Raw genomic sequence first — 20826 nt, 5'->3', positions numbered from 1 at the left:
CCTTTTTTCATTTATTCTCCGAGGGCAAAAGTCAGTTCGACTTCGCAAACGACTTCGCCATCAACTGTGGCAACGCCTTTTCCGCGTCCGATTGTGCCGCGCGCACGAATGATTTCAACCTCAAGGTGAAGCTGATCACCAGGCTTGACTTGTTTTTTAAACCGGCAATTATCAATACCCGCAAAGAACGCCAGTCTGCCGCGATTTTCTTCTTTAATCAGCATCGCAACGGCTCCGACTTGAGCAAGCGCTTCTACGATTAATACGCCGGGCATTACCGGATACTGAGGAAAATGCCCGTTAAAGAACTCTTCATTTGCGGTTACATTTTTATAGCCTTTTGCCCGTTTGCCCTCTTCAACTTCCGTAATCCGGTCTACAAGCAAAAACGGATAACGGTGAGGAATAATTTCTTTAATTTGCTGAGTATCAAGCATTCTCTTGACATCTCCTTCATCTGCATTAGTATGTATAGCAATCATTAAAGATCCAATCTGTACATTTGAAAAGTATATTATGAATTAATCTCTTTTTCAACCGCGCTAAAATGTAACCAACTGTCAATGAGAGCCGTCAAAAGTTATGATATGATAATTATAGATTTTACCAATAGCAAAGAGGTAGGAAAATGATTTCGAAGTTTATTGAAAAAAGGATGCAAAACATGTTAGACGAGTGGTATTCCGCAATGAGCAAACGCAAAATGAATCACGTTTGCACACTGAAAGAGAAAATCGACCAGCACCTTCCGAAGATCAAAAAGAACTCAAAACTTTGGATGCGTTATCAATTGTTTCAGGCCCGCCATCAGCTGCTTTTTGAAAACCAGAACGGACTTGATTCATTATTCGATGATCTATACGGCCTGGAAGACAAAATGGATGATGAATTGAAATATTATCTATATTTTTTCTCAGGATTATATGAAATGGTAAAAACAGCTCCGAAACATGCAGTGAATCATTTTAAAAAAGCTGAACAGTACCTGGCCGCCATTCAAAACACGTTTGAAGCCGCTGATTTATATTATCAAACCGCTGGCGCCTATTACTTGATGAAATCACCGCCGCTTTCCATCCAATACGTCAAAAAAGCATTACACATCTATTTACACCAATTCGGCTATATAAAAAAGGTGATCACCTGCAAACTTTTGCTCGCCGTTAATTATATTGATCAAGAACGCTATGAAAAAGCTGAACAGCTTTTTAAAGAAATCATTAGGAAAACCCAGCAATTACATGACGAAAACCTGCTTTGCCACGCTTATTATAACCTTGGCTTTTTAAAAGCAACCGAAAAAAAAGACCAGGAAGCGCTTCTTTACTTTAAAAAAGTATTAAGGAATCAAGAATTTGAAACGAATTCTCCAGTCTCGTATCTGCACTGTGTGTACGAATCTGTCAGAGCGCTTTTTAAAACAGGAAAGGTCACAGAAGCGAAAGCCGTCCTGCAAAAAGGGAAAGAATTATCTGAAAAGGTAGACATTCAAACCATTTATCTAAAATTAAAAACGCTCGAAGCGCTCTACACATCAGTTGAAGACCCCTATGATCAGCTGCTCGAATATGTGCTTGAATTAGAAAAAATTGAAGCGTGGGTGGATTTAGAGGTGCTTTTAGAAGATATCACGGAATACTACAAAAAAAAGGACGATTTCGAAAAAGCCGCTTTTTTTATCCTGCGCGGCTGATTGAAAACGCCCATTTCTTATTATCTGACTGAATTGATTATACCGAGCATTTGATCTCCCATTGTAATCGTTCTGCTGTTCAGCTGATATGAACGCTGGGACGTGATCAAATCTGTCATTTGTTCTGAAATATCGACATTGGACATCTCAAGCGAGCCCTGCTCTATGCCGATGTTTTGTCTATTAGCGCCATTCAGCTCTTCAAAAGCTGCCGCATTATCAATAGAGAACAGGTTATTTCCTTCCGATTTCAGCTCTTGAGGGTTATTCACTTGGACAACTCCGAGATTAAACCGCTGGACCGCGTTTCCGTCAGATGCGGTTAACGTGCCGTTTTTATTGATGGTGATATTCTTCATTGAGCTGTCGATGTTCACTGTATTGCCGTTTTCATCAAGCACCGGATTCCCATTTCCAGTAACGAGCTGAAGCTGGTTGGCATTTGCAGCTGAAGGCGTTACATACAGCGCTCCGTCCCTCGTGTACTGGCGGTTTCCATTCACGTTAACCTGAAGATATTGGTATGGAGACGTAAACGCGATATCCAGATCGCGATCCGTCTTCTGAATGCTTCCTTGATCAGATACAAGGCGTGAATTCATCATCGCTCCGACGCCAAGGCGCAAGCCGGGCGGCGTTTTTCGGGCTTTTGCCACTTCCTCATTTTTTTCATCAACCTGATCGAATTGCTGTCTGACTAGCTCAGAAAAATTCGTATCTTTTGCCTTATAGCCGGTTGTGTTGCTGTTTGAAAGGTTGCTGCTGATTGTGTCAATCTGCTGCTGCAGCTGGTTTAAGGTTGTTGATGCCGTTAGCATTGACCTGAGCATAGTTGATGACCCCCGTTTTTTCTTCCGTTTTCTTAGATTTTTCCGATTTCATTGGCTGCTTTATCCATACTTTTATCGTAAGCCTGAATAACCTTCTGATTGGCCTCAAACGATCTGTACGCTTCAGTCATTTCTGTATAAGCACTCGTCACATCCACGTTTGAAAGCTCCGAGACGCCTTGTTTTAATGAATAGGATACCTGGTTATTGCCGGCTGCGCTTGGCAGATCATTGCCGTCTGCCGTGCTGTACAGATCATTTCCGTCCCTTTTCAGATTGCGGACATCCTCCGCCATTCTGACATCAATCTGGCCAGCTGTCCGTCCGTTCGTTGTCACAGTACCGTTTTCAGACACAGTGAAGTTCTCATTATCAACAGTAATCGGCTGGCTATCCGTCGATAAAATAGGACGCCCGTTGATCGTCAGCTGATTATTCTCATTTAGTGAAAAAGTGCTGCTTTTTGAATAACGGATTCCGTCCGCTGTCTGAACCGGGTAAAAAAGAGCCGCGTTTTCGTTGGTTTCCGTATTAACCGGAACTTGATTTTCGACCAATGTGATGTCTGTAGGCTGATCTGTGGACTTCAAGCTCCCCTGTGTGAAAAGGGGCTTAAGCTCCTGCATATACACACCGGTATTCACGGAACCGATTTCCGTCCTTGATGTTCCGGCCGGAGATTTTGATTCTATTCTGCTGAGCAGCATCTCAGGGAACGCGCGCATAGAGCCTTGATCAGCTTTATATCCGGATGTATTTGCATTTGCAATATTATTTGAAAGCATTTCCGTTCTTCGCTGCTGGGCAATCATTGCGGATGTTGCTGTATATAATCCTTTTAACAAGTTTCCCACCTCTAAAATGGCATTTTTTCCAGTTGTCATATAGGAACATTCGTTCTATAATAGAATTCAGTATTTTACCCTATTATCGGCATTTCTCATCAATTCGTGAAGAGTTTTCATAAAAAAACCCCATTCTTTTTCAGAATGAGGTTTAAGTGATCAGCTTAGTTTGCGTTTAGGAAGCTTGTCCATATTATCAAGCATGACACCTGTGCCGACTGCTACACAATCCATTGGATTTTCAGCAACAAGCACCGGAACCTTCAGCTCTTCAGCAAGCAGCTGGTCGAGGCCATTTAAGAGCGCTCCGCCGCCGGTAATGATAACACCGCGGTCAATGATATCAGCAGAAAGCTCAGGCGGTGTTCTTTCAAGCACTTGTTTCGCCGCCTGCACAATAACAGCTACAGATTCGCGAAGGGCTTCTTCTACTTCTTTGCTGTTTACTGTAATTGTTCTAGGAAGACCGGAAACCATGTCCCGTCCGCGAATGGAAATTTCCTCTTGACGTGCGTCTGGGAAAACTGTTGCGACTTTAATCTTAATATCTTCCGCAGTACGTTCGCCGATCAGCAGCTTGTACTCGCGTTTGATGTAATTTAAGATTTCCATGTCAAACTTGTCCCCAGCCATTTTAATAGAAGAGGAGGTGACAATATCGCCCATTGAGATAACCGCGATATCCGTCGTCCCGCCTCCGATGTCTACAACCATGTTACCGCTTGGCTGGAATATTTCCATACCCGCGCCGATAGCGGCAACTTTAGGTTCTTCTTCAAGGTACACATGTTTACCGCCGCTTTTTTCTGCGGCTTCTTTGATTGCTTTTTGCTCAACGGATGTAATATTCGTCGGGCAGCAAATGAGCATGCGCGGTTTTGAGAACAAGCCTTTTACATTCAGCTTGTTAATAAAATGCTTCAGCATTGCTTCTGTTACTTCAAAGTCAGCAATAACTCCGTCTTTCAGCGGGCGAATCGCAACAATATTCCCAGGTGTACGTCCAACCATTCGTCTTGCCTCTTCGCCAACCGCCAGCACTTTGCCGCTGTTTTTATCAAGTGCAACTACGGAAGGTTCATTCAGAACAATTCCTTTACCTTTAACATGGATCAGTACATTTGCAGTACCGAGGTCAATACCAATATCCCTTGCAAACATCTATTTATATCCTCCTTGAAAATCTGTTTCACAGTAAATATCCACATTGTGCCCTAATTATATATATTATCATAAAATATAGAAAAAAAGTTGGAAGCGCATTAAGTTCTTTACAAATTTTTGCGGATGTTTTATGAACGATTTCAAGAAGACAATGCCAACTGATAACAGCTGGTAATTACGATTGCTGAACAGGCTCTCCTTCGAGAATTTCATCTTTTTTATATTTGAGTTTTGTCGCTTCTCCTCCTCTTAAATGCCTGATGGATTTATGATAATCGAGTATTTCTTTCACTTCGTTTGCCAAGTCAGGGTTAATTTCAGGCAGACGCTCTGTTAAATCCTTGTGTACTGTACTTTTGGAAACACCAAATTCCTTCGCAATGACACGAACGGTTTTCTTTGTCTCCACGATGTACTTCCCTATCTTGATTGTTCGCTCTTTGATGTAATCGTGCACACCACTCGACCTCCCTAAAATGGATGTGAGAAGTGTGAAATGAGATCCGTATTGTGTAAAGAGTCATTCATTATGCCGCTTCTTCGTTGTATGGTTTTAAAAGTAAGTTTGTGAAATATGCCCACGATCCCTCACCTCAAACACTCTCTTTGTTAGGTTTGTAACAGTGTATTAGCATTCTGGTGGGAATATGCTAAAAACTCAATAAGGACAAGGGGTGAAACGAACTTTTTCGGCTTTAGCCAACTATTTCGCGTCACTAAATTTTTATCTTTACATCCATTCACCGCTCCTGTAAAATGAAAAAAGCAATTAGTTACTTAGGTAAGTTTTTTAGAAGGAGAACGAAATGACCTACGTCAACAGACACCTCATTCATCAAATCAACCAAAGCGCCCGCCTGATTGCCAAGAAAGCCAATGAACAGCTGGAGCCATTCGGCCTTTATTCATCTCAATGGTCAGTTTTATATTGTTTGCGTACGATCGGACCAATGACTCAAAAAGAGATTTGGTCCTATTTAAATGTGGAAGCGCCGACTGTGACACGGACGATCAAACGTCTGGAGGAAAACGGTTGGGTACAGAGACGGCAAGGTGAAGACAAACGGGAAAAACTTGTTGTCCTCACAAAAGAAGCCGAGAAAAAATACGAAGAAATCAATGTGAAAATGCTGAAATTCGAGGAAGAACTGCTTGCAGATTTCCGGGATGAAGATAAGGAAGCTTTTTCTCATTTATTTCGCATGTTTTTACAACAATGAAAATAAGGAAGTGACATACATTTGAAAAAAACGGATGCGATATGGACCAAGGATTTTATTATGGTCCTGCTTGTCAATTTATTTGTGTTTGTGTTCTTTTATACATTTTTAACTGTACTGCCGATCTATACGCTTCAAGAGCTTGGCGGCACAGAATCACAAGGCGGGCTTTTAATCAGCCTGTTCCTTCTGTCAGCGATCATTACACGGCCTTTCTCCGGAGCCATCGTTGAGCGTTTCGGGAAGAAAAGAATGGCAATTGTCTCAATGGCGTTATTCGCCCTTTCTTCTTTTCTGTATATGCCGATTCATAACTTTTACCTGCTGCTTGGCTTGCGGTTCTTCCAAGGAATTTGGTTCAGCATTTTAACGACTGTTACAGGTGCAATTGCAGCGGATATTATTCCGGCCAAACGCCGCGGTGAAGGGCTTGGATACTTTGCCATGTCTATGAACCTCGCCATGGCAATCGGGCCTTTCCTTGGATTGAACTTGATGAAGGTCGTAAGCTTCTCTGTATTCTTTACAGCCTTTGCGCTGTTTATGGTTGCAGGCTTGCTTGTTTCGTTCTTGATAAAGGTGCCCCAAAACCAAAACAGCGGCACGACTGTATTCCGTTTTTCGTTCTCGGATATGTTTGAAAAAGGCGCACTTAAGATTGCGACGGTCGGTTTATTTATTTCTTTCTGTTATTCAACTGTCACAGCGTATTTGTCTGTATTCGCCAAATCAGTTGATCTTTCGAATATCAGCGGATATTTCTTTGTTTGCTTTGCGGTGACAATGATGGTTGCACGCCCGTTCACAGGGAAATTGTTCGACAAAGTCGGACCGGGAATTGTCATTTACCCATCTATCTTGATTTTCTCAGTGGGGCTCTGCATGCTGTCCTTCACACACAGCGGCTTAATGCTCCTTCTTTCAGGAGCGGTTATCGGTCTCGGATACGGATCAATCGTTCCTTGCATGCAAACATTGGCGATCCAGAAATCTCCCGCGCACCGCTCAGGTTTTGCAACGGCAACGTTCTTTACCTTCTTTGACAGCGGAATTGCTGTAGGATCGTATGTTTTTGGATTGTTTGTAGCATCTGCCGGCTTCTCTGCCATTTATTTATCAGCGGGGCTGTTCGTTCTGATTGCTCTGCTTCTCTACGCATGGAGCCAGAAAAAACCTGCTGAAGCTGAAGGAAAAGTGTCTATTGCAGAATAACACTCAGACTGCCGGGAATTGCCGGCAGTCTTTTTTTTGCATATAAAAAACGGCGTCCTGCTCCGTTGAACGGAAGAGAACGCCGCTTATGGCATATTATTCAATGACCGGCCGTGCAGGTGAATCTGGATCTAACGTAAAGTCATAGGACTCTTCATCACGATACATTGGATCGGCATAAATGGATTGCTGATCGTTATTGGTTGCTTTTCGATACGATGAAAATGAATCGTATTCATTCTTTTTCCACATCCATATGCCGTCTTGATCCGCTTCCTTATGGTACACGTTATGATTGACCGTATTCCCTTCATTTTCTGTAAAATCGTTTCCGATAAATAATCTGGAATCACTGGCCGTCAATATATTCTTTTCAATTGTGTTGTTTTTCGCATCGTACTGCAGCAGCAGCTGTCCGCCATACAGCCCCTTTGTGTCATTCTGGTACATAATGTTGCGGGCAATCAGAGAATTGCTGGTGCCGCCCCGCTTTTTGTCATATCCTCCGATTGAAATACCGGTGTATGCATTGTTGTACACTTTGTTGTCTGTTATCTGAATAGCAGTTGCATATTTCCCTTTGTGTTCAGACGTTGCTTCAATCCCAATATCGTTATCGTAAACTGTGTTTTTCTTAATATCGATACTGTGTCCGCCATCAACATATATCCCGCCCGCTGAGTAATCATCTCCATAAGCTGGGTTTCCGTAAGTCGAGTTTTGATAAATTGTATTGTTTTCTACGACACCGTTTCGCACATAATCGTTTTTGTCTGCGGTTCCCTCATAACCGATAAGATCAATCCCGATGTTGTTATTGTTGCGGACCACATTGCCCGCAATAGTGAAGCCGTCAATATTCCCGTTCAGCACAACCGCCTCACTCGCTCCAAGTGTCAGATTCTCAACCGTATTGTCCTCAATTTGAATGTCTTTCATGCTGCCGGTTCCATAGACCGCGATTCCGTGGGCATTTCCTTCATCCGCTGTTGTCTTAATATCCCGGACATGATTGTTCTTAATGGCAATATGACTGCTGGAGCCTGATACATAAATCCCCATAGCAGTTGCTTCCTCAGATGAAACAGAAAGATCTTGAATCGTTAAACCGCTGATGGCAATGTCGTGTTTATCGTGAATATGAATGAGCGGTGTTTCATATTCTGCGTCCTCAATGGATTCTCCGCTAATCACGACTTTTTCATTTTCATAGTTTCGGAATGTGATAGGCTTTCCGTCCGTACCGCTGTGCTTTACAACAAGTGTTTCATGATACGTTCCTCCCCGAATCATGACAGTTGTGCCGGGGGCAGCCTCCTCTGAAGCGTGTGCCAGTGTACGAAATGGCTTTTCTTTTGTCCCTTCATTTTGATCACTGCCATTTGGCGAAACATATAGGCAATCCCCAGATCGTTCCTCATTCGCTTTTGTCTTATCAAAAACGAAAGCGAGGATGACAGACGTTAAAACACCCGCCAAAAGAATATAATATAATTTTCTCATATTCGATTCCCATTTCGTTTTAGAATAGATTTCTAAAACAATTATAAATGTTCTATTTATGGAAAACCATTTCAAAAATATGAATATATAGCGTGAAATAGATCTTATTCAGCTTGGCGAACCTGCCTAGATTCAAACGGTTCAATCGCAGATGATGCCGGCGGGTGAACACGCATCAGAACAATATAGAAAAGAAATGAAATCAGCACACCTACAAACCAGGAAATGTCGTATAAGCTCTTTAATGCAGGAACATACATTCCAATCAGCGAGATGAGCGCACCCAAAATCGTGGCTGCAAACGCACGGTAATTATAGCCTTTACAATATACATACCGCCCTGTTTCAGAATACAGGTCATCTACCGAGAGTTCCCGTTTGCGAATGATAAAGTAATCAGCCATCATCACGCCTGCCACCGGACCAAGCATGCCGCCTATTAAGCCGAGAAACGCATATACGCTTGTCGCACTCTCCATCAGCTTCCACGGAACCGTAAATAAAGCGAGCAACGCAGTGATAAAACTGCCGCGTTTGAAATTAATATATTTCGGCAGGGCATTCGCTATATCATAAGCGGGCGATACGATGTTCGCCGCGACATTTACAGAGATCGTGGCGATGCAGAGCGTAATCACGGACAATACGATGACATAAGGGTTATCAAACCTCGCCAAAATATCGACAACGTCCCAAATCGGCTCGCCGAAAGCAACCTGCGAACCGGAGGTCACAGTAATACTGGCAAACGCAAACAGCGCGAAGGTTCCCGGCAAACCGTAAAATTGCCCTTTGATTTGCTCTTTTTGCGTTTCTGCAAACCGCGTGAAATCAGGTATATTTAAGATCAATGTCGCCCAGATGCCGATGATGCCGGTAACTCCGGCAGCAAACGGCCAGAACGTTTCTGAAAACGTATGGAACCTTCCTGGCTGAGAATAGATCGGCCCCAGTCCTCCGGCAATATCAACGGCCCACCATACCATGCCGCCAAATACCAAATACACTAAAGGGCCTGCCCATACCTCAAAGCGCTTAATCGATTCCATGCCGTGATGCAATACGAGTAAATGAATAGCCCAAAAGAAGACAAAAGAAAGCAAACCAGACAAGTGAATGCCGAGGATGTTCCACTCGCCGCCAATTTCTCCCCAGCCCGGCCATATATTTAAAAGTAAAATGTTCAGCGCCGTGCTTCCTGCAAAGGTCTGAATGCCAAGCCACATGATCGCTGTAAACGCCCTTAGAAGCGCTGGGATATTCGCGCCGTATATTCCGTAAGAAGCACGGATGATCACCGGAAACGGCAGCCCGTATTTTGTCCCCGCGTGGCCGTTTAAAGCCAGAGCCCCAAACAAGATAAGCGATGCCGTAATAATAATCGCGAGCACCTGCCAAGGCGAAAGACCGATCGCAATTAATCCGCCCACCGTCGCGTAGGTCGGTATATTATGTATACATCCCATCCAAATGGAGGCAAAGTTTATTGCTTTCCACGTCCGTTTCTCCTGTCCCAAAGGCAGCAGATCTTCATTGCTCAGTCTGTTGGATTGATGCTGGCTCTCTTTTAATTTCATAGCCGGCTCCCCTTTCAATATTATCTGTTTTTCGTCATATGTTCAGTTTTCTAACATTTGATGTCACTTAATATAACTGAAGAGTCAGACAATAACATTGGCTATGATATACAATTTTTCTGTTTCTATTTGAACAGCCTAAACAAGAAAAAGAGACAGACTCAGCGTCTGCCTCTTTTCTCATGATGCAGTTTTCATTAATGCAGCAAATCTCACAGCCATTAACAGGCTTGCTCCGCCCGCAATGATCATGATGATTCCCATCATATCAAAATGGGCCGCCGTGATTTCTTTTCCAAAAAGAATACCAAGGATCACCGAAGATAAAATCGACCCTAAGTAACGGCAGGTTTGAAACAGCCCTGAAGTCGTTCCTACCATGTTGGAAGGACTCGTTTTCAGCATCGCTGCCTGCAGCGCGACATTTCCAAGCCCGTAGCCTATACCCAAGATTGACAGGATAAAGCCTTTCCCGATCACCTGAGCGTTGATAAAAAAGATGGTTAAGAGCACGGCTCCAGCCGTCATCAGAAGCGCGCCCGCAAAGATCGGCTTGACGACGCCTGATCGGTCGATCCATTTGCCCGTAATAGGTGACACTACGATGCTCATGCCAGACATAAACAGCATAAACAGACCGCTCGTTTGAACAGAAAGATGCATTTCATCCTGAAAATAACTCGGCAGCCCAAAAAATAAACAATAGAAGAAAACATTCAGCAAAATAAACTGAACATACACAGCTGATAGATTTCGCTGCGTTTTAAACAGACGGACATCAATGAACGGCTTTTCCGTTTTCAGCTCACGCCAAACAAATGCACCGAGCAGAAGCACGCCAAGCACACCTTCAACCGCATGCGGCGACGTGCTGAATGACAGCAGAAAAGATAGAAGCAAAATGATTCCTCCGGCAAATAAAACAATGCCAAGAATGTCGAGCTGCCGAATAATCGTTTTGATTCCAGCCCCTTTTTTCTGATCTTTCGGGAACATATACATGCCTAAGAAAAAGCTGAGGATAATAAACGGCAAATTGACGATAAAGATCGCCGGCCAGCCGCCCCACACAATCAAAAAACCGCCGACAGTCGGTCCGAGCGCCGTCATGGCAGACGCAAAAATAGAGAGCACAGCCAAGGCGGATGCCTGCCGCTCATGAATATGACTCCGAATCAATCCGACTCCTGACGGGTAAATCGCACTGCTCCCTACCGATTGAAACAGCCGCATGATCAATAATGTCATAAACGTTGGCGCAAACGGTGCCCCTATGGCAGAAACCGCAACAAGAATGAGCCCGAATAAAAACAAACGTTTCCGCCCGATCAAATCACCGAGTTTTCCCGTTACAGGCTGAGCTACGGCACTCGCCAGGTAAAACGAGGAAATCAGCCAGGAAACCGTTGTAAACGACAGATGAAATTCATGCTGGATGCTATGGAGCGCAAGAGAAATCATAGACGAGTTCAGCGGATTCAGCATTGTCCCTGAAGCCACCGCTGTCAAAAAAACAGCACGGCTTTTTTTCGATATCATCATTTCACTTGTGCTAGAAATTCTTCCGTTGTCCGCGATTTACCGATTCTCGGGAAAATAAAGCGCAGTGTGGCTTCATGCTCTTCCTCACTGAACGTGGACATGGCATCTGTAATAAAAATCTGCTGATAGCCAAGCTGGAATGCCTCGCGTGCTGTGCTTTCCACCCCGATGTTCGTCGCGATGCCGCACAATACAATCGTGTCAATGCCTCGGCGTCTCAGCTGCAAATCTAAATCTGTGCCGAAAAATGCGCCCCACTGCCGTTTTGTCACAGTGTAATCTCCATCCTGCACTTCGATTTCCGGAACAAATTCAGCCCAGTCCGCAGGCATTTCCCCCGAACCTCCCTGCGCAGGCTCATCCGTTTGCGGCTTCAGCGCATCCGCTCCATCATGGAAGGCTACATTCACAAAGCTGATAAATCCGTTATGTTTCCGAAATTCATCGATGAGTTTTTTCGCATTTGGGACAACCTGACCGCTTTGATCTATCGGCACAATTCCTTTTTGCAAATCAATGATAACCAATGCAGTTTTTTGAAAATCAATATTGAGTGTATTCATCATACGTCTCCTCCTGATGCTGTTAGTGTTTCTCGCATTGCATATTTTACTCTTCACTCTGCCTAAGTTCTTTTATTATGCTTGTGAAACTCTCAGAAGGAGCGCTTTTCTCATGATTTTTCTTTTATGTAAAAGTAACAGGTCGTGCATACAAATAGACCGGCAAGCACTGTAATCATAAGGGGTGTCATCGCTTCATCACCTGCCCGCCGTTTATCGGCTCCTGTCTGAACATGCCCATGAATTTGCGGCGGTCTACCCATAGCAGGATGAGACACATGACCATTAATATCGTGCTAAGATCCTGCACGCCAATATCAAAACAATAGTTAATCAAGACGATGTTCACAATAATCGGCATAAAAACAACTGCCCCTAATGCAGATGTTCGCGGAATCAGCAATAAAACAGCTGCAACGATTTCGCCGAAACCTATAAACAGTTCGTAAACATGAGAATAACCGAAAAATGTCCACGCAATTGTAAACCCCTTCCCAGCAACTGCCTCGATTTCAGGCGTCACCTCGCCAAACTGGCCTATTACCACTTTCGCCAGGCCGTACACGAAAAAATTAAAAGCTAAAAACAATCGGAACGTCACCGGAATCGATTTACTTACCGCTCTCCTCAGCCTGCCGCCTTTATTCATAACGCATCCTCCCCTTATGTGTATTAATTGGATTAGTACACTTAATACAGTATGAAATAATCTAATAATTGTCAATTCCCTTTTCTGCTCATATGGACAGCTTCTTTTATAGATATAAAGACTTATATCGTAAAAATAACATTTTCCATTCTTTACATCCCTCGATAACATTCCCTAAAAAACCATGTTAGGAAATCTTACATGAAAATGTTTTATCATTCTTTTTTCTCTATAATGAAGAAATATAATAATTCTGAAAGATACGGAGGAATGAGACATGCAAATGGGCGATACAGTTTTTATGTTCTTTTGCGCTTTACTCGTGTGGCTGATGACCCCGGGATTAGCGTTATTTTATGGAGGAATGGTAAAAAGCAAAAATGTGCTGAGCACTGCAATGCACAGTTTTTCTTCTATTGCCATCGTTTCCATCGTTTGGGTGCTGTTCGGATATACACTTGCCTTCGCACCAGGCAATTCGATCATTGGCGGACTGGAGTGGGCCGGTCTGAAAGGGGTCGGATTTGATCCCGGAGATTACAGCGATACCATTCCTCACTCATTATTTATGATGTTCCAAATGACGTTCGCTGTTCTGACTACAGCCATTATTTCCGGGGCTTTCGCAGAACGGATGCGATTCGGTGCTTTTCTTTTATTCTCGGTTTTATGGGTTTCTTTGGTTTACACACCGGTTGCTCACTGGGTGTGGGGCGGCGGCTGGATCGGCCAGCTTGGCGCGCTCGATTTCGCCGGCGGCAACGTTGTTCATATTTCCTCCGGGGTGGCAGGACTTGTTCTCGCTATTGTGCTCGGTAAACGGAAAGACGGTACAGCGTCTTCCCCGCACAACCTCATTTACACCTTCTTAGGAGGGGCTTTGATTTGGTTCGGCTGGTTCGGTTTTAACGTTGGCAGCGCCCTGACCTTAGATGGTGTGGCCATGTTCGCTTTCATCAACACAAACACTGCCGCAGCAGCCGGGATTGCCGGCTGGATCTTAGTAGAATGGATCATTAACAAAAAACCAACGATGCTCGGAGCGGTATCTGGCGCAATCGCCGGACTTGTCGCAATTACGCCGGCTGCCGGATTTGTCACACCTTTCGCTTCCATCATTATCGGCATCATTGGCGGAGCGGTTTGTTTCTGGGGCGTATTCTCGCTTAAAAAGAAATTCGGATACGATGACGCGCTCGACGCCTTTGGACTGCACGGCATCGGCGGCACATGGGGCGGGATCGCAACAGGATTATTTGCGACAACCTCTGTTAATTCAGCGGGCGCGGACGGATTATTCTACGGTGATGCAAGCTTAATCTGGAAACAAATCGTAGCCATCGCCGCCACTTATGTTTTTGTATTTATTGTCACTTTCGTTATTATTAAAATTGTAGGCCTCTTCCTTCCCCTTCGCGCAACCGAAGAAGAAGAATCACTTGGGCTTGACTTAACGATGCACGGGGAAAAAGCATATCAAGATTCTATGTGAGGAGTGACGCTATGAGCGGTCAAATGTTCAAGGTAGAAATTGTAACGCGTCCGGCAAATTTTGAAAAGCTGAAGCAGGAACTCGGAAAAATCGGAGTCACCTCTCTGACCTTCTCTAATGTTCACGGCTGCGGCCTTCAAAAAGCACACACGGAGCTTTATAGAGGGGTAAAAATAGAAAGCAATGTATATGAGCGTTTAAAAATTGAAATTGTAGTCAGCAAGGTTCCTGTTGATCAAGTGACTGAGACCGCTAAAAGGGTTCTGAAAACGGGATCACCGGGTGACGGTAAAATATTTGTCTATGAAATCAGCAATACAATCAATATCCGCACCGGCGAGGAAGGACCTGAAGCACTGTAATCGTTTTGAAGAGATTCGGAATTCCGGATCTCTTTTTTTACGCATAGAAAAAACCCCCAGAAACACTGTCCCCCCTTCGAATTCTCTTCAAGCATCACGCATTTTGGCAAACTCTTTTTTGATTTGAAACTTTTTATGAGTATAATGAGTCTATTATTAAAAATGTAAAAGGTGATTATTTGAATTACGAAATCTTTAAAGCCATCCATGGACTATCTCATCACAATTCAGTTCTCGATTCTATTATGGTCTTCATAACGGAATATGCGATTGTCGCCTATGCCCTTATCCTATTGGCAATTTGGCTGTTCGGGAACACGCAAAGCAGAAAAAATGTGCTTTACGCGGGACTTACAGGAATTGCGGGTCTTGTCATCAACTTTTTGATTACACAAGTTTATTTCGAACCGCGCCCGTTCGTTGCGCACACCGTGCATACGCTGATTCCGCATGATGCGGATGCTTCATTTCCGAGTGACCACACTACAGGTGCGTTAGCGATTTCTATTGCGATGCTTTTCAGAAACCGCAAAATCGGCTGGCCGCTTGTCATTTTCGGGCTTTTGACAGGCTTTTCGAGAATTTGGGTAGGGCATCACTATCCGGTAGATGTATTGGGCAGCCTTGTTGTCGCCATCATTATCGGGTTCCTATTCTTTAGATTTTCAGATCTGCTTCGCCCATTCGTCGATTTGATTGTGAGAATCTATGAAGCCATCATCAATAAACTGACGAAAAAACCAACTGATCAAAATTTCTAGAAAAAACAAAAGCCGGCGTCTGAACCTAAGACAGCCGGCTTTCATATTTTTCGTACATTTCATGTTTTCTCCGCTTCGCCAACACATATAAACCACAAAACAATACAATTCCAACAGTATCGATGAGCACATCCCGAATACATCCGTTCCTGCTGAAGAAGAGCTGAAGAACTTCTGTGAAAAAAGCAAACGCGAATGAGCCGGCTGCAGCTGATTTTATGCTGCCCCGCTGTTTCCACAGCAAGTATGTCAGCACAAAGAAAGAAAACACGTGCCCGATTTTTTGGATAAACGCTACAGGTACAGTAAGCTCAGTAAAATCCATGTCTAAAAATTGAGACAGATCAGGGTGCGGCTGAAAATGAAAAGCCACCGTTTGCGATACGACCAAGCCGCTGAAGCTTTCCGTACAAACAGAGAGCAGAATAAAAAAGATCCAACCCGCGAGCAATAGACGGTTCATGACATAACCTCCTTTATAACGAACGTGCCTATGTGTAACTACATAGACGGTGAAACAAAGCAAAAAGTAACAGAAAAAAAAACGCCCATCACACGGATAGACGTTTTCTACATTAAGACTGTTCAGTGTCTTCTGTTGTGCTGCTTTCTTTAGATCCAGATTTGTCAGTTGAATCATCCGTTTTCTCACCGGATTTTTCTTCTGTTCCTTTTTCAGGTGATCCATCCTTTTTCTCGGAAGATTGCTGAATGGATTCTTCTGTTTCTTCAGTGGTAGCTTTTTCTTCAGCAGCTGCTGCTTTTTCAATAGAAGAAACCGGCTTGTCCATAAAGTTCAGCGGGTTCATTGCGACTCCATCTTTACGGATTTCAAAATGTACGTGATTTCCGCTGTCTTCGCTGTAAAGGTTCTTGCCAGACTTTCCGATCACTTGGTTTTGTTTTACTTTGTCACCTTGCTCAACACTTACTTCAGAAAGAGATTGGTACACAGTTGATAATCCGTCGGCATGTTCTACTTCCACAACATATCCCAGCACCGGATCTTTTTCAGCTTTAACAACCGTACCGCTCAGAGAAGCAGAAACATCGAATTCTTTTCCGTCTTTCTCAGCTAAGTCAATTCCTTTGCTTAGGCTGTACGTGTTATTATAGGTAACGAGTGCTGCTTCTTTTTCTTCTTTTGCGGCATCGGTTTCATAGAACTTTTTCACAACAGAAACGTTTTCAGAATCAACAACCGGCATTGCGACATTTTCCATTGACTTTCCTACTTCAACTGCATCGTCGTTGTTGTCATACGCGGAGTTTCCGCCGTTATCAGCTAACTGATCCTTCACTTCATCGTTTGATACAGATTGATACCAAAGGACAGCTGTTAAAATGACGGCCGCACTGACTAAGTAAATTGCAGGGAACACCCAGCGTTTACGAAAAAACTGCTGAAGTTTTTTGACTTGAGAAGTTTTCTTTTCTTCCTCTCTCATTGTTTATCACCTCAGCAACATTCTGAACACTTTTCTGAAAATATATACACCTATCCAAAAAAACTTTTTTTTAGATGTAGTTTGCGCAGACTGATACGAAAATATGTCTTTTTTTGAGAGGAGTGCCAAAAACGTATGAACATGACATTGCGTCTTGCTGAACATAAAGATCTGGAGGCTGTTGTTGCGATTTATAATTCAACGATTGCTTCTCGAATGGTAACAGCCGATACCGAACCGGTAACTCCTGAAGACCGGATGGAATGGTTTTTGGGCCATACAGAGGCACGTCCCCTCTATGTTGCCGAGGACGAAAACGGGAACGTCGCTGCCTGGATCAGCTTTGAAACATTTTACGGAAGGCCCGCCTATAATAAAACAGCGGAAGTCAGCATATACATTGACGAAGCATGCCGCGGCAAAGGCGTTGGATCGTATTTGCTTCAGGAAGCGCTCCGCATTGCGCCGGATCTTGGAATCCGCTCACTTATGGCCTTCATTTTCGGACATAATAAACCAAGCCTGAAGCTGTTTGAGAAGCACGGGTTTGCAGAATGGGGACTATTCCCCGGCATTGCCGAAATGGACGGCAAAAGATACGATTTAAAAATTTTAGGGAGAGAGCTGTCATGATTAGTCTGGATAAAGATGAAAACGAGATTGAAAATCATAATGAAGAAAATAGCCCCGCTGAGCAGGAGATTGAACCTGCAGAAAGTGAGGGCCGCCAGCTGAGTGCCTCTGCTGTCAAGTCGCTATCAGACATTGCCAAGTGGGGCAAAATTTCAGGCATTTTGCTGATCATTATGGGATCGCTGGTTACTCTGTCTACCTTAATGACAGTCATCGGCGCCATTCCGGGCGTACTGCTCATTATTTCGGGCGTCTTTCTGATGCGTTCAGCAAAAGCAGCCGCGGAAGCCGAAGGAAATCTTAGCGGCACCGCTGGCGAAAGCATGCTGGAGAATTACGGGACATTTATTAAAATGCAGCTGTTTTACGCAGCATCCAGTATCGTCACTGGCCTGATCGGAATCATTTTGGCCATTTTCGTGCTGGTGGTTATCGGCATTGCTGCTTTTGAAAACACCAATACGTATGAGGATCCGGATTCTTATTATTATGAGGATGATCCAGTTTTTGAATAAAGCCATTGAACAGTACCGGGCATGTGTTCCAGCCAAAGCGGAACCATGCCTTTTTTATTTGTCCATTTTTCACCCTTTACCTCAATTTGACGGATATTTGCCAATCAAAGCAGGCAGGTGCAAACACTAAGTTCTTAAGCAAGCATACAATCTAATAAAACGACTTGGTCTTTTTTTAGAGACAGTTTTCAAAAGTGGCACCTGCCATATCACTGCAGGATTGTCCCAATAAAAATAAAGGAGTGGGGCATTTGGAAAGTAACAGCATTTCGGAAAAAGTAAAAGTCATTGCTGAAATCGCAAACGCCCATCAAGGAAAAGAGGAGAACCTCAAAGCACTCATCAAGGCTGCTGCAGAAAGCGGAGCAGATGGTGTAAAATTTCAGTGGTTCAAGTATGACCGTATTGCAACACCGTGTTTTTTTGCTTATGAGTCGTATATCGAGCTGTTTTTGAATGAGGATGTATGGAAAAATTGTGTCGCTTATGGAAAAAGACTTGGATTAGAAATTTGGGTGGATATTTTCGATTCATGGGGGGCAGAGCTCTTTTTGCATCTGCAGCATGACATTGATGGCATAAAGCTTCCAACAACCATCCTTCAATCCACGGAAATCATGAAAACGATCGGTATGACAGAGAAGCCTGTGCTCATCGGAGTTGGGGGATGGTATGAAGAAGAGATCGATCAGATGATGTCGCTTGTAAAACAACATATGGCAAATCAGCTCATTCTCATGCACGGATTTCAAGGGTATCCGACAAAATTAGAGGATATTAACCTAAAACGGATACAACATCTACAAAAAAGATACAAGGTTCAAATTGGATTTGCGGATCACATTGACGCAGATCATCCGCTTGCAGCCGATCTCCCTGTCTATGCATTCTTCTCAGGGGCAGCTGTTATTGAAAAACATATTACCCTACATCGGGCAGCTAAAGGGTTTGATTATTATTCTTCACTAGAGCCGAACGAATTCAAAGTGATGACGGAAAAGCTCCAGCAGGCCCAAATTGCAGATGGTTCAACTGAAGTAAAGGAATCCGAAAGAAAGTATTTGCATGATTCATCATTACGCGTAACAGCCAACCGGGATATAAAAAAAGGAGAAATCATTACACTGGATAAAACGAGCTACAAAAGATGCGGAAATGAGAATGCATTAATGCCCTTACAAGCCGAGGACGCTTTTCCTCAAGTAGCAACTGCTAATGTATCGTTAAACCAGCCAATTACACCCAACGAAATAAAAAGTCCAAGAATTGCGATTGCAGTGATATGCCGGCTAAAATCGACTCGTTTGCCGAAAAAAGCGCTGCTCCCTATTTACGGAATACCATCTGTTGAGCGCTGTTTAATCAATTGCCTGGCTGTCCCTGGTGTTCATGAAGTTGTATTGGCAACGTCAAATCTTCCTGAAGACGACCCGCTTGAAGCTTTTACTCTAAACGGAAAGGTCAGAATCGTGAGAGGCGCCCCCGAAAATGTGGCAGAAAGAATGCTTGAAGCCGCAGCTTTAACAAAATCCGATATTATTATCCGTGTGACAGGTGATTGTTCAGCGGTTTCACCTGAAGTGCTTCAATATTTAATTGACCGGCACTTGCAAAAAGGTGCAGATTATACTCAGGAGCTTTCAAGTTCAGCAGGAATTTCCGGTAATGTCATTACTGTTGAAGCCCTTCAGCGGCTTGTGCAGCAGCCAAAACCGTTAACCCATACAGAATATCTTTCTTTTTATTTTTTAAACAACCCTTCCCTATTTTCCATCAATCAAGTCAGCCTGCCAGAAGAACTCCATTATCCATCTTGGCGTTTAACACTGGATGAACCTAAAGACTTAGAGTTGTTTGAACAAATATATCGAAACCTGGATGTCAAAAACGAACCGCTCTATTTCAGCCGGATAAGAGATTATTTATCAGAAAACCAACACGTTTCAAAAATAAATCAGGATGTGTCGACCAAATGGATCGATCAGACATCTCTAGTGAAGGAAATCAACAAAGCAACGCTGTTGTCATCGGAGAACAAATAATATCTTGCTAAAAAACGGTGCATGAGTTCGGGACCATTCCGAAACCGTGCATTTTTATTACGACTGCCCACATCCCTAGTGTCTAAAAAAACACCCGATTGTCAGGCAAATCCCAACATTCCGGGTGCAGTTCTTATTTAATACATTTTCTTGCGTCTGTCTTCCTCAGTCAAAAATTCTACAAAACTTCGCATCGCAAACGGTTCTTCCTTAATCTGTCGCGTATAGGAGTCTTTTCTCTCTTCTGAAAGGATTTCGCTCTTTTTGATCCTGTTCAGCATATAGATGTGAACCGTTTTTTGGATTTGTTTATGCTGATAGCCTGCTTCTTTGAAAAATGCCAGCCCAAGCGCCGCCAAAAGGGCGAATATAGCTGCGCTGATCAAGGACTCCCTGTCAGCTGAAGCGTGAAATAGAAAAGCAGCTAAATTAAAGAGAGAGAATGCAGCAAGCGGAATAGCAAGAAAACGGTAAATGACGGTTTTTTTCATGAAAGGCTGTACGGCCTTTTGAATTTTTTGCATTTCTGTTTTAATGAACCCCGGCATTTGTTCGACTCTGTAAAAGTTCATGTAATCCTCCCCCTTTATTTTGTTGCAAGGCTTCACGGACGTTATGATATGTGTTTATTTTAACGCAGGTGCAAGCTGGTTTTAAAGAAATCTGCCCGTATTTTTCACGAAGAATCTGGATCACCGCTCTTTATTCTTTTAAAATGTGAGTGTTATAATTTGTAATGGGAATCAGATCGCTGTTAATCATGGAATACTAATGG

The 20826-nt window shown here is 43.5% G+C and carries 23 protein-coding genes; 9 read left to right on the top strand and 14 right to left on the bottom strand.

The window, feature by feature from the left end; all coding sequences use genetic code 11:
- Window positions 1-11: 11 nt before the first annotated feature.
- Window positions 12-437, bottom strand: a complete 426-nt coding sequence (gene fabZ, locus AC0C66_RS10750) for a 3-hydroxyacyl-ACP dehydratase FabZ (protein ID WP_003221796.1) — start codon at window positions 435-437, stop codon at window positions 12-14.
- A gap of 191 nt (window positions 438-628) precedes the next feature.
- Here fabZ and rapD point away from each other — a divergent pair, with 191 nt between their 5' ends.
- On the top strand, window positions 629-1693 hold the full coding sequence (gene rapD, locus AC0C66_RS10745; protein ID WP_072181870.1) for an aspartate phosphatase RapD: 1065 nt from the start codon (window positions 629-631) through the stop codon (window positions 1691-1693).
- 20 nt (window positions 1694-1713) lie between these two features.
- On the opposite strand, the gene flhP is transcribed toward rapD, so the two are convergent.
- From flhP to AC0C66_RS10720, 5 genes are all read right to left on the bottom strand, one after another.
- On the bottom strand, window positions 1714-2523 hold the full coding sequence (flhP, locus tag AC0C66_RS10740; RefSeq protein ID WP_061186466.1) for a flagellar hook-basal body complex protein FlhP: 810 nt from the start codon (window positions 2521-2523) through the stop codon (window positions 1714-1716).
- Window positions 2524-2555: 32 nt separating this feature from the next.
- Window positions 2556-3368 carry a flagellar hook-basal body complex protein FlhO gene (gene flhO / locus AC0C66_RS10735; RefSeq protein WP_014115457.1) on the bottom strand — a complete coding sequence of 271 codons (813 nt, stop codon included), beginning with the start codon at window positions 3366-3368 and terminating at the stop codon, window positions 2556-2558.
- Between the two features lie 159 nt (window positions 3369-3527).
- Window positions 3528-4529, bottom strand: a complete 1002-nt coding sequence (gene mbl, locus AC0C66_RS10730; RefSeq protein ID WP_014115458.1) for a cell shape-determining protein Mbl — start codon at window positions 4527-4529, stop codon at window positions 3528-3530.
- 178 nt (window positions 4530-4707) lie between these two features.
- Window positions 4708-4989: a sporulation transcriptional regulator SpoIIID gene (spoIIID, locus tag AC0C66_RS10725; RefSeq protein WP_003221804.1), complete on the bottom strand. Its 282-nt coding sequence runs from the start codon at window positions 4987-4989 to the stop codon at window positions 4708-4710.
- Window positions 4990-5003: 14 nt separating this feature from the next.
- On the bottom strand, window positions 5004-5114 hold the full coding sequence (locus AC0C66_RS10720; RefSeq protein WP_072181869.1) for a protein usd: 111 nt from the start codon (window positions 5112-5114) through the stop codon (window positions 5004-5006).
- A 224-nt stretch (window positions 5115-5338) separates the two neighbouring features.
- On the opposite strand from AC0C66_RS10720, the gene AC0C66_RS10715 reads away from it, so the two are divergent.
- On the top strand, window positions 5339-5752 hold the full coding sequence (locus AC0C66_RS10715) for a MarR family winged helix-turn-helix transcriptional regulator (protein WP_003235672.1): 414 nt from the start codon (window positions 5339-5341) through the stop codon (window positions 5750-5752).
- Window positions 5753-5773: 21 nt separating this feature from the next.
- The gene (locus AC0C66_RS10710) at window positions 5774-6964 is read left to right on the top strand and encodes an MFS transporter (RefSeq protein WP_472973577.1); all 1191 of its coding nucleotides are present in this window, start codon (window positions 5774-5776) and stop codon (window positions 6962-6964) included.
- 96 nt (window positions 6965-7060) lie between these two features.
- Here the strand turns inward: AC0C66_RS10710 and AC0C66_RS10705 are convergent, their stop codons facing one another.
- The 5 genes from AC0C66_RS10705 to AC0C66_RS10685 form a co-directional block, all read right to left on the bottom strand.
- The gene (locus tag AC0C66_RS10705; RefSeq protein WP_472973576.1) at window positions 7061-8467 is read right to left on the bottom strand and encodes a right-handed parallel beta-helix repeat-containing protein; all 1407 of its coding nucleotides are present in this window, start codon (window positions 8465-8467) and stop codon (window positions 7061-7063) included.
- 104 nt (window positions 8468-8571) lie between these two features.
- Window positions 8572-10044 carry an allantoin permease gene (gene pucI, locus AC0C66_RS10700; protein WP_014115461.1) on the bottom strand — a complete coding sequence of 491 codons (1473 nt, stop codon included), beginning with the start codon at window positions 10042-10044 and terminating at the stop codon, window positions 8572-8574.
- Between the two features lie 180 nt (window positions 10045-10224).
- Window positions 10225-11583 (bottom strand): MFS transporter, encoded by a 1359-nt coding sequence (locus AC0C66_RS10695; RefSeq protein WP_014115462.1) that lies wholly within the window; start codon window positions 11581-11583, stop codon window positions 10225-10227.
- Window positions 11583-12152 carry a hydrolase gene (locus AC0C66_RS10690; RefSeq protein WP_072181866.1) on the bottom strand — a complete coding sequence of 190 codons (570 nt, stop codon included), beginning with the start codon at window positions 12150-12152 and terminating at the stop codon, window positions 11583-11585. Before AC0C66_RS10690 ends, AC0C66_RS10695 begins: the two co-directional genes overlap by 1 nt.
- 184 nt (window positions 12153-12336) lie before the next feature.
- On the bottom strand, window positions 12337-12798 hold the full coding sequence (locus AC0C66_RS10685) for a hypothetical protein (protein ID WP_072181865.1): 462 nt from the start codon (window positions 12796-12798) through the stop codon (window positions 12337-12339).
- Between the two features lie 277 nt (window positions 12799-13075).
- On the opposite strand from AC0C66_RS10685, the gene amtB reads away from it, so the two are divergent.
- The 3 genes from amtB to bcrC all read left to right on the top strand — a co-directional run bounded on the left by amtB (window position 13076) and on the right by bcrC (window position 15413).
- A complete protein-coding gene (gene amtB / locus AC0C66_RS10680) occupies window positions 13076-14290 on the top strand; it encodes an ammonium transporter AmtB (protein WP_014115465.1) in 1215 nt (404 codons plus the stop codon).
- An 11-nt stretch (window positions 14291-14301) separates the two neighbouring features.
- On the top strand, window positions 14302-14652 hold the full coding sequence (locus AC0C66_RS10675) for a P-II family nitrogen regulator (protein ID WP_003221829.1): 351 nt from the start codon (window positions 14302-14304) through the stop codon (window positions 14650-14652).
- Between the two features lie 179 nt (window positions 14653-14831).
- Window positions 14832-15413, top strand: coding sequence for an undecaprenyl-diphosphate phosphatase BcrC (gene bcrC / locus AC0C66_RS10670; RefSeq protein WP_014115466.1), 582 nt, complete (start codon window positions 14832-14834; stop codon window positions 15411-15413).
- 25 nt (window positions 15414-15438) lie between these two features.
- Here the strand turns inward: bcrC and AC0C66_RS10665 are convergent, their stop codons facing one another.
- Entirely contained in the window at window positions 15439-15876 is a 438-nt protein-coding gene (locus AC0C66_RS10665) for a VanZ family protein (RefSeq protein ID WP_072181864.1), read from the bottom strand.
- 112 nt (window positions 15877-15988) lie between these two features.
- Window positions 15989-16861, bottom strand: a complete 873-nt coding sequence (gene spoIIQ, locus AC0C66_RS10660) for a stage II sporulation protein spoIIQ (RefSeq protein WP_472973575.1) — start codon at window positions 16859-16861, stop codon at window positions 15989-15991.
- 141 nt (window positions 16862-17002) lie between these two features.
- Here spoIIQ and AC0C66_RS10655 point away from each other — a divergent pair, with 141 nt between their 5' ends.
- From AC0C66_RS10655 to AC0C66_RS10645, 3 genes are all read left to right on the top strand, one after another.
- Window positions 17003-17494 carry a GNAT family N-acetyltransferase gene (locus tag AC0C66_RS10655; RefSeq protein WP_072181891.1) on the top strand — a complete coding sequence of 164 codons (492 nt, stop codon included), beginning with the start codon at window positions 17003-17005 and terminating at the stop codon, window positions 17492-17494.
- Window positions 17491-18009 carry a DUF5362 family protein gene (locus AC0C66_RS10650; RefSeq protein ID WP_072181862.1) on the top strand — a complete coding sequence of 173 codons (519 nt, stop codon included), beginning with the start codon at window positions 17491-17493 and terminating at the stop codon, window positions 18007-18009. Before AC0C66_RS10655 ends, AC0C66_RS10650 begins: the two co-directional genes overlap by 4 nt.
- Window positions 18010-18260: 251 nt before the next feature.
- Window positions 18261-20051: an N-acetylneuraminate synthase family protein gene (locus AC0C66_RS10645; RefSeq protein WP_472973574.1), complete on the top strand. Its 1791-nt coding sequence runs from the start codon at window positions 18261-18263 to the stop codon at window positions 20049-20051.
- A gap of 137 nt (window positions 20052-20188) precedes the next feature.
- Here AC0C66_RS10645 and AC0C66_RS10640 read toward each other — a convergent pair whose 3' ends face one another.
- Window positions 20189-20623, bottom strand: coding sequence for a DUF5392 family protein (locus tag AC0C66_RS10640; RefSeq protein ID WP_072181860.1), 435 nt, complete (start codon window positions 20621-20623; stop codon window positions 20189-20191).
- Between the last annotated feature and the right edge of the window lie 203 nt (window positions 20624-20826).

The sequence above is a fragment of the Bacillus sp. VA13 genome, assembly GCF_055710085.1.
This window is presented reverse-complemented; position numbering and strand designations above follow the sequence as displayed.